The following is an 8,213-nucleotide window of genomic DNA, read 5'->3' on the forward strand; positions in this document are numbered from 1 at the left end:
CGGCCGAGGTTCCTGTCTACGCGTACGACATTCCCGTTTGCGTCCACACCAAGCTCGATCCCGACCTCCTCGTCGAGCTCGGAAGCAGCGGCGCCATCGCCGGAGTCAAGGACTCCTCGAATGACGACGTCTCGTTCCGTCGATTGGTGTTGAAGAACCGACTGGCCGGAGAACCGCTGGTGTTGTTCACCGGTCACGAGTTCGTCGTCGACGGTGCGTATCTCGCCGGGGCCCACGGCTGCGTTCCAGGCCTGGGCAATGTCGATCCCGCGGGCTATGTGCGCCTGCATCGGGCCTGCCAAGACGGTGATTGGGCCGCAGCCCGTACGGAGCAGGACCGCCTCGCGTCGCTGATGGAGATCTGCCTCGCTCCCCGCGGCATGACCGGATGGGGCGCAGGCGTCGGCGCGTTCAAGACCGCTCTCGTGCTCCAGGGAGTGATCAGCAGCAACCAGGTTCCCGAGCCGTTCGACGCCCTCACCGGCGCCGACGTCGACGCGATCAAGCGCATCCTGGACCGGTGCGGTCCGCGCCCTTGACACGTCATTCCGACCCGACGCCCCGTAGCACCTTCATCGGGGTGGACCTCGGCGGCACCAAGACCGCCGCGGGGCTCGTCGCCTCGGACGGTCAGGTGCTCATCGAACTGTCGGCACCCACCCCTGCGCTAGAGGGTCCGAGTGCCATCATCGGCGCCGTCGTCGACCTCACCACCCGAATCAGACGCCAGGCCGCCGAGCGAGGCCTGTCCGCGCCCGAGGGGATCGGGATCGGCTCGGCCGGAGTGATCGACCCGCAGACCGGGAGAGTCCTCGCTGCGACCGACCACCTGCGGGCGTGGGCCGGCACTCCGCTGGCTGACTCAGTCTCGGTGGCCACCGGGCTGCCGACCCGGGCCATCAATGACGTGCACGCCCACGCACTCGGTGAGGCACTCCATGGCGCCGGCCACGGCAAAGCCGTCGTCTTGGTCGTCGCCGTCGGCACCGGTCTCGGTGGCGCTCTCGTCATCGACGGTCATCCGATGAGCGGTGCGCGAAACGTCGCCGGACACTTGGGCCACGTCCCGGCACCCGAAGCCGAGGGCCTGCCCTGCGCCTGTGGAGGACGCGGCCATCTCGAAACCGTCGCGTCCGGAACCGGTCTGCTGGCCCACTACCGCCGCCGCGGCGGAGACGCCGATGACACGCGTCAGATCATCGACACTGCGGCGTCCGGAGACGATCTCGCCAGCGACTGCGTCCGGGTTGCCGCCTGGGCTCTTGGACGGGCCGTCGGCGGCTGGATCAACATGCTCGACCCCGATGTCGTCGTCGTCACCGGAGGCCTCGCACAGGCCGGACCATTGTGGTGGGACGCACTCGAGCGTGCCGCCCGTCAGGAGACCATCGCCGCTGCAGCCGACTGTCCGATTGTGCGGGCCAGTCGCGGTGCCCAAGCCGCGATCCTCGGTGCCGCTGCGCTGTTCGGTAAATCCCGACCCTAGAACCGGAGGAGAACCATGGACGAATTGATCACCGCGCTACGCAACGGCCTAGTGGTCTCGTGCCAGGCATACCCGGGCGAGCCCCTACGCCACCCCGAAACCATGGCCCAGATGGCAGAAGCAGTCGTTGCCGGCGGCGCCGTCGCCATCCGCGCCCAAGGGCTTTCGGACATCTCCTTCATCAAGGGACGTACTGAAGTGCCTCTGATCGGGCTGTGGAAGGACGGACACGAGGGCGTCTTCATCACTCCGACGCTTCGACATGCGCGTGCGGTGCGTGATGCCGGCGCAGACATCGTCGCGCTCGACGGCACGCGCAGACCACGTCCTGACGGGCTCACCGTCGCTGCGACCATCCATCAACTGCGACAAGACAAACCAACAGTGGTCATGGCCGACTGCGGATCCCTGGACGACGCTATCGCCGCCCGGGACGCCGGGGCAGATCTCATCGGCACCACCCTCGCGGGGTACACCGGGGAACGCCCCAGGACCGACGGCCCCGACCTCGAATTACTCGCCCAGATCGTCGACCACGTCCGGGATGTGCCGGTCGTCGCCGAGGGCAGATTCCATACCCCAGCACAGGCGGCCGCAGCCCTGCGCGCCGGTGCGCACGCCGTCGTCGTCGGCACGGCAATCACCCACCCCACCACCATCACAGGATGGTTCAAAGCTGCCATCAGCGGTGCTGAACTCTTCGTCGGGCACGAGTAGATGGAAGTCGTCATTCTGAAGGATGCCAAGCAAATCGGCACCGTCGCCGCCGACGCGATCGGCGCTCTACTCCGTCGCAAACCGGCCGCCGTTCTGGGCCTTGCGACCGGCTCGTCACCAATGGCGATCTACGACGAACTGGCCGCGCGCTTCGACGCCGGACTGATCTCCTTCGCGCAGGCACGCGGTTTCACCCTCGACGAGTACGTCGGTCTGCCCGCCGACCACCCAGAGCGGTACTGGAACGTCATCAACACAGTGTTCGCGTCCCGGGTCGACTTCGTCGACAGTGCCGTCCGCGGCCCCGATGGTCTGGCCGCCGACATCCCGGCCTCCTGCGAGGCTTACGAGGCTGCGATCCGGCAGGCGGGCGGTATCGACATTCAGATACTCGGGATCGGCACCGACGGGCACGTCGCGTTCAACGAGCCGGGGTCCTCCCTGGCATCCCGCACCCGGATCAAAACGTTGACGAAACAAACCCGGCTCGACAACGCCCGCTTCTTCGGCGGTGACCTGGAAGCCGTGCCCACACACTGCCTGACTCAGGGGTTGGCGACCATCATGGCGGCCCGGCACCTGATCCTGGTGGCAACAGGCCACAGCAAGGCTGAAGCCGTGCATCACCTCGTCGAGGGAGCGCTCAGCGCACTGTGGCCGGCGACCGCTCTCCAGCAGCACCCGCATGTGACGGTGCTGCTCGACGAACACGCGGCCGGCCGGCTTCAGCTCATCGACTACTACCGTGAGACGTACCGCTGCAAACCCGAGTGGCAGAGCGTCTAGACGCCACATGTTGTTGACCGCACACACCGTAATCACTGGCCGGGAACTGTTGCGGCCCGGGTGGATCGAGGTATCCGAGGGTCTGGTGTCTGCGGTCGGTGCCGGCCTTGGGCCCCGGCCCGCGGATCGCGATCTCGGCGACGTAACGGTGGTGCCGGGCTTCGTCGACACACATCTGCACGGTGGTGGAGGGGCAAACTTCTCGGCCGCCTCGACCACGGAAACCGCCGCCGCCGTGGCGTTGCACCGCCAACACGGCACCACCACACTGATCGCCTCGCTCGTCTGCGCCGCTCCCGCCGAGCTGCTGCACCAGGTAAGGGAATTGGCAGAGCACGTCCGCGCCGGCCTGGTCGACGGGATTCATCTGGAGGGTCCCTGGCTTTCCACCCGGCGGTGCGGCGCGCACCTACCGTCGTTGATGCGCGACCCGGACCCAGTGGAGATCAAGGCCATCATCGACGCCGATCTCCTCGTCGCGGGAGTGCTGCGACGAGGATCGTGGGAGATGCTCGCGATCTGAACTGGTGCACGGGGCGATGACCGCGACCACTAGTGACGAAACGCAGCCATTGTCAGAGCCCGCGCGGCCGCCCGGATCGTCACTGGATTCCCCGCTTCGATGACCTCGTCGATGTGTAGGTCGTGGAGTTCCTCGGTGCTGACGTCGCACCGTCCGACCACTGCCCACACGGGGGTCTCTTGTCGCACCGCCCGTGCAGTGACGCCGGAGATGACCTTGCCTTGAGCGGTTTGTCCATCGAGCCGCCCTTCACCCGTGATGACGGCATCCGCTCCGCGGAGAAGGTCGTCGAACCCCACGATGTCGAGCACGTGGTCAATCCCCGAGACCAATTGCGCGCCGTGAGTCGCCCACAACGCGCCAGATAGCCCACCGGCCGCACCCGTCCGCGGTATCTCGCGTGGGTCCCTGGGGAGTTGTTGCGCAAACTCGTTGAGCGCCTGTTCGAGACGCTGAACCGTGTCAGCGTCGGCGCCCTTCTGCGGCCCGAACACTCGCGCCGCATCAAGGTAGGGGGATGACACGTCGCACAAGACGGTCAGTCTCGCATCGCCGAGCCCACCGGCATCGGCGATGGCCCGAAGCGCTCCTCGGCCTCCGTCGGTGCTGGCGCTTCCACCCACACCGACCCAGATGTCCGACGCACCCGTTGCCGCGGCGGCAGCGATCAGCACGCCGGTGCCGTAGGTGGTCGCGGCCTCGGCATTGCCTGGCGTCGGTGAACTCATGTGCAGCCCGCTCGCCGTCGCGGTCTCCACCACCGCAGTGCGGCCGTCGCCGGATAGGAGAAACGATCCGTCGATAGGCTGACCCAAGGGACCAGCCGTCGGAATCGAAATAGTATTGGCATTCAAGACTTTACGTAACACATCGGCGGTTCCTTCGCCACCGTCCGCGAGCGCGGCGATCACCGGACTCCCGCCGGCGTCGCGCACACCGGCAGCCAAGGCATCGGCCACGACGGCGGCGGACATCGTGCCCTTGAAGGAGTCCGGCGCCACCACGACGGTCGCCACGGCGGTCACGTCCGGTCTCCAGCCGCGAACGCGGCGGCCATTGAGCTTCGCATCGGGGCAGAGTCACACGGCTGAAATCGGCCTGTCAAACACTCGGCCGTGGAAGGCCCCGCCATTGGGTGTTGACGTCCGCGCCGGAGCGTCCTATGGTCTGAGTCACATATCCACATTATGGAGCTGGAGCCCACATTATGGAGATCCCAGGAGCGCAGAGTGCCTACCGGGTGCTCGACATCCTCACCGAGGTGTCCGTCCATCCGCGCGGATCCACCGCCGGCGAGATCGCCCGAAGGGTCGACGTGACCGCGCCGACCGCTCACCGGCTGTTGAAGGTACTGTGCGACAGGGGCTTCGCCGTACAGAATGAATCCGGCAAGTACGTGCCAGGCCCTCAGCTCCGGGTCCTCGCCGGCGACGGCGTCGACCACGCCACCCTCAACGACATCAGCCGCCCCTTGCTGGCCCGGCTGCGCGACGAGGCCTCCGAGACGGTGTTCCTCTCCGTCCGAGAAGGCTTGCAGCTGACCTACCTTGTCGTCATGACGTCATCGCACTCAGTTCAGATGTACGGCGAACGGGGACAACAGGTTCCACTGCACGCCACCAGTCAGGGAAAGGTCATCCTGGCGTTCCTGCCTCCCGGCGTCGGCGAACGCATCATCGACCAACTCGAACTCCCCCGCTACACCCCAGCCACCATCACCTCGACGGCCGACCTGCACGAAACGATGTACGACGTCCGACGCGAGGGATACGCGCTGAACCTCGAGGAGCGCGAACTCGGCGTCCGGTCAGTGGCGGCGCCCGTGCTGGACGCCGCAGGCAACGTGGTCGCGTCCGTGTGCGTCGGCGGACCGATCTTCCGGGTCAGTGAGGACGATCTGCGCGGCCGGTTGGCCGACCTCGTGTCCTCCACCGCCGAGCAGATCAGCGCAGAGCTGGCACGCCGCAGCGATCCCGAGGCACGCACCGACGACCGGGCCGCACAATGACCGCCCAGACGGTGCGCACGGTCGACCAGATCACCATCGGTGCCACCGCGTCGCACAGCGCGACGATCGACGCCGAGATGATCGCCGCCTACGCCGTGATGACCGGGGACCACAACCCGATTCACGAAGACGCCGAGTACGCACAGCAAACCCGATTCACCCGGCCCGTGGCCCACGGACTCCTCGTCGGCGGATTCATCCAGACCGCCCTGACGAAACTCGTTGCACCGGGCGGGGTTTCCACCAAATATGCGATCGATCTGTTGGCTCCCGCATTTGTCGGAGCCACCATCACCGCCAGCGCCACCTGCACGGACTTGAACCTGGTGTCCCGTCGGGCCACCTTCACCACCACCGTCCTCGACGACGAGACACGGACGAAGTTGATCAGCGGAACGGCCGTCGTCGCCTTTCCCAAAGGAGAGCACCGATGAGCACCATCCGCAAGGTCCTTCCGACGTTGGTCTGCGCCGCCACCGCCATCGCCATGTCGGCCTGTAGCAGCAGCGTCAACAACAACGCCGATCCCTCGGCATCCTCGGCGACCAACGTCGCGATCGACGACGGCGGGTGCACGAAGAACCACGATGCGATCGCCAAGGCCCAACAGACCCTCGCGAGCAACCTCTACGGCATCGCCTCCGAGAACTCCGACAAGGGCACCAACACCAACCCCAACCCGAAGGGCGAGAACGACCCGCTCACCATCACCTTCTCCATCGAGGGCCTGAGCCACCCATTCCTGGTGAAGCAGAAGCAACTCGCCGAGGAAGCCGCCCAGCGCAACGGTGTCAAGATCAACGTCGTCAGCGCCAACGACGACGTCAACCAGCAGTTCAACGACATCCAGACCGCGATCGCCCAGGGCACCGACGCCCTGATGATGATGCCGGCCAACACCGAGGGACTCGACGCCGTTCTCTCCCAGGCCGAGACTGCCAAGGTCCCCTACTTCTTCAGCCAGAAGGGCATGCTCGGCGTCAAACCGGCGTCGCAGGTGCTGGCCCCCTACGCCACCGAGGGCAAGATGCTCGGCGAATGGGTGGCCGACCACTACAAGGGCAGGCCCGACGTCAACGTCGCCATCATCTCCGGCATCCCAGGCGACGCTTCCAGCGACGCCCGCATCAACGCCTTCTCGCTGCCCCTGTTGCGGGCGTGCACCTTCAACATCGTTGCCAACCAGCCCGGCAACTATCGCCGCGGCGACTCGGAGAAGGCCGCGCAGAACATGCTGTCGGCCAACCCCAACGTCAATCTGATCGTCGGCGCCAACGACGAAGCCGCACTGGGCGGTCTGTCCGCGCTGCAATCCGCCGGGCGCAAGGGCGTGGACGTCGTCGGAATGGACGGCGAGACAGACATGTTCACCGCCATCAAGAACGGCCAGGCGCTCGCGACGGTCATCCACAAGCCGACCGCAGGGATCGTCGTCGACGAGGCCGTCCAGTACCTGCGGGGCAAGCCGGTGCCGCAGTACAAGGTTCTTCCCGAGGATCTCGTGACCAAGGCGACCATCGACGCCGGAAACGCCACCCCGGCGTTCTGACCGCACCCACCCATCACTGCGACGCCACCAACACGACGCATCGGTCTTAGGAGTACCCATGACCACCACCTCGACCCGGCCGAAACCAACCGGCCCCGCCCAGCCACCGCCGGCACGTGGACGGATCCTGGACAACCGCAACATCAAGCAACTCGCTCAGCTCGGGCCAGTCGTCGCACTGGTCCTGCTGGCCGGGTTCTTCGCGATCCAGGCACCGCAGTTCACCACCGCAGGCAACCTCACCAATGTCCTGCAACAGGTTTCGATCACCGCCGTCGCGGCCGTCGGAGCGACCGTGGTCATCCTGGTGGCCGGCATCGACCTCTCGGTCGGTTCGGTGGTCGCCCTGACCGGTAGCGTGGCCGCGCTCTACCTACAGCACGCCACCCTCGGAGCAGGGATGTCCGCGGTCGTCGCCGTCATCGTCAGCCTGGTGGTGGGTACCGGATGTGGACTGCTCAATGGTCTGCTGGTCACCATGGCCAAAGTGCCGGCATTCATTGCGACACTGGCCACTCTGACGGCACTGCGCGGCATCGCCCTGCTGATCACCAACAGCTACCCGATCTCGATCAAGAACACCTCGTTCACCCAGATCGGGTTGGGCAAGGTCGGCCCCGTGCCGATTCCGGTCATCATCATGGCCGCCACCTTCGCCGTGGGTTACGTGATCCTGCACCGGCTCAAGATCGGCCGGCGGATCTACGCCGTCGGCGGCAACCGCGACGCCGCCAGGCTCTCGGGCATCCGGGTCTCTCGAGTCCTGTTGTTCGCCTTCATCTTCGCTGGACTGTGTGCCGGGATAGCCTCGCTGATCCTGACCGCCAAGCTGTCTTCGGGACAACCCGCGGGCAGCGTCGGGTTCGAGCTCGACGTGATCGCCGCCGTTGTCGTCGGTGGCACCAGCCTCTTCGGTGGCCGCGGCCGACTGGCAGGCACCTTCTTGGGCGCCCTCGTGATCGCGGTTCTCGGCAACGGGCTGACGTTGATGAACGTGCCCTTCTACTGGCAGCAGATCGTCACCGGAGCCGTCGTCGTCGCCGCGGTCGTGCTCGACAGGGTCACGCGAGGGGAGCCGGGAGAATGAGTCTGGCCGCAGCACCGCCACGCACCGCCATGCTCGAAGCCCGCGGCATCTCCAAGC

The 8,213-nt window shown here is 66.5% G+C and carries 10 protein-coding genes; 9 read left to right on the top strand and 1 reads right to left on the bottom strand.

What is annotated here, in order from left to right; all coding sequences use genetic code 11:
- From ACRDUX_RS19590 to ACRDUX_RS19610, 5 genes are all read left to right on the top strand, one after another.
- Nucleotides 1-539 (top strand): dihydrodipicolinate synthase family protein (locus ACRDUX_RS19590; protein ID WP_526415680.1); only part of this gene is annotated, 539 nt, incomplete at its 5' end.
- Nucleotides 521-1,486, top strand: a complete 966-nt coding sequence (locus ACRDUX_RS19595) for an ROK family protein (RefSeq protein WP_526415681.1) — start codon at nucleotides 521-523, stop codon at nucleotides 1,484-1,486. The genes ACRDUX_RS19590 and ACRDUX_RS19595, both read left to right, overlap by 19 nt.
- 15 nt (nucleotides 1,487-1,501) lie before the next feature.
- Nucleotides 1,502-2,203, top strand: a complete 702-nt coding sequence (locus ACRDUX_RS19600; RefSeq protein ID WP_526415682.1) for an N-acetylmannosamine-6-phosphate 2-epimerase — start codon at nucleotides 1,502-1,504, stop codon at nucleotides 2,201-2,203.
- Nucleotides 2,204-2,989 carry a glucosamine-6-phosphate deaminase gene (gene nagB / locus ACRDUX_RS19605; protein ID WP_526415683.1) on the top strand — a complete coding sequence of 262 codons (786 nt, stop codon included), beginning with the start codon at nucleotides 2,204-2,206 and terminating at the stop codon, nucleotides 2,987-2,989.
- Nucleotides 2,990-2,996: 7 nt separating this feature from the next.
- Nucleotides 2,997-3,512 carry an amidohydrolase family protein gene (locus ACRDUX_RS19610; protein WP_526415684.1) on the top strand — a complete coding sequence of 172 codons (516 nt, stop codon included), beginning with the start codon at nucleotides 2,997-2,999 and terminating at the stop codon, nucleotides 3,510-3,512.
- Between the two features lie 29 nt (nucleotides 3,513-3,541).
- On the opposite strand, the gene ACRDUX_RS19615 is transcribed toward ACRDUX_RS19610, so the two are convergent.
- A complete protein-coding gene (locus tag ACRDUX_RS19615; RefSeq protein WP_526415685.1) occupies nucleotides 3,542-4,537 on the bottom strand; it encodes a glycerate kinase in 996 nt (331 codons plus the stop codon).
- A gap of 182 nt (nucleotides 4,538-4,719) precedes the next feature.
- Here ACRDUX_RS19615 and ACRDUX_RS19620 point away from each other — a divergent pair, with 182 nt between their 5' ends.
- Genes ACRDUX_RS19620 through ACRDUX_RS19635 form a run of 4 tightly spaced genes read left to right on the top strand, consistent with a single transcriptional unit; the run spans nucleotide 4,720 to nucleotide 8,156 of the window.
- The gene (locus ACRDUX_RS19620; RefSeq protein ID WP_526415686.1) at nucleotides 4,720-5,520 is read left to right on the top strand and encodes an IclR family transcriptional regulator; all 801 of its coding nucleotides are present in this window, start codon (nucleotides 4,720-4,722) and stop codon (nucleotides 5,518-5,520) included.
- Nucleotides 5,517-5,954: a MaoC/PaaZ C-terminal domain-containing protein gene (locus ACRDUX_RS19625; RefSeq protein ID WP_526415687.1), complete on the top strand. Its 438-nt coding sequence runs from the start codon at nucleotides 5,517-5,519 to the stop codon at nucleotides 5,952-5,954. Before ACRDUX_RS19620 ends, ACRDUX_RS19625 begins: the two co-directional genes overlap by 4 nt.
- Nucleotides 5,951-7,069 (top strand): substrate-binding domain-containing protein, encoded by a 1,119-nt coding sequence (locus tag ACRDUX_RS19630; RefSeq protein WP_526415688.1) that lies wholly within the window; start codon nucleotides 5,951-5,953, stop codon nucleotides 7,067-7,069. Before ACRDUX_RS19625 ends, ACRDUX_RS19630 begins: the two co-directional genes overlap by 4 nt.
- Before the next feature lie 58 nt (nucleotides 7,070-7,127).
- The gene (locus tag ACRDUX_RS19635) at nucleotides 7,128-8,156 is read left to right on the top strand and encodes an ABC transporter permease (protein ID WP_526415689.1); all 1,029 of its coding nucleotides are present in this window, start codon (nucleotides 7,128-7,130) and stop codon (nucleotides 8,154-8,156) included.
- Nucleotides 8,157-8,213: the final 57 nt, after the last annotated feature.

This window comes from Mycobacterium sp., from assembly GCF_050701675.1.
In the GTDB taxonomy this organism is placed as follows: Bacteria; Actinomycetota; Actinomycetes; order Mycobacteriales; family Mycobacteriaceae; genus Mycobacterium.

Excerpts from the sequence above, each read along its gene's own strand:
- ACRDUX_RS19630 (WP_526415688.1), top strand. The coding sequence starts at position 5,951 with ATGAGCACCATCCGCAAGGTCCTTCCGACGTTGGTCTGCGCCGCCACC.
- ACRDUX_RS19635 (WP_526415689.1), top strand. The coding sequence starts at position 7,128 with ATGACCACCACCTCGACCCGGCCGAAACCAACCGGCCCCGCCCAGCCA.
- ACRDUX_RS19610 (WP_526415684.1), top strand. The coding sequence starts at position 2,997 with ATGTTGTTGACCGCACACACCGTAATCACTGGCCGGGAACTGTTGCGG.
- ACRDUX_RS19620 (WP_526415686.1), top strand. The coding sequence starts at position 4,720 with ATGGAGATCCCAGGAGCGCAGAGTGCCTACCGGGTGCTCGACATCCTC.
- ACRDUX_RS19625 (WP_526415687.1), top strand. The coding sequence starts at position 5,517 with ATGACCGCCCAGACGGTGCGCACGGTCGACCAGATCACCATCGGTGCC.
- ACRDUX_RS19600 (WP_526415682.1), top strand. The coding sequence starts at position 1,502 with ATGGACGAATTGATCACCGCGCTACGCAACGGCCTAGTGGTCTCGTGC.
- nagB (WP_526415683.1), top strand. The coding sequence starts at position 2,204 with ATGGAAGTCGTCATTCTGAAGGATGCCAAGCAAATCGGCACCGTCGCC.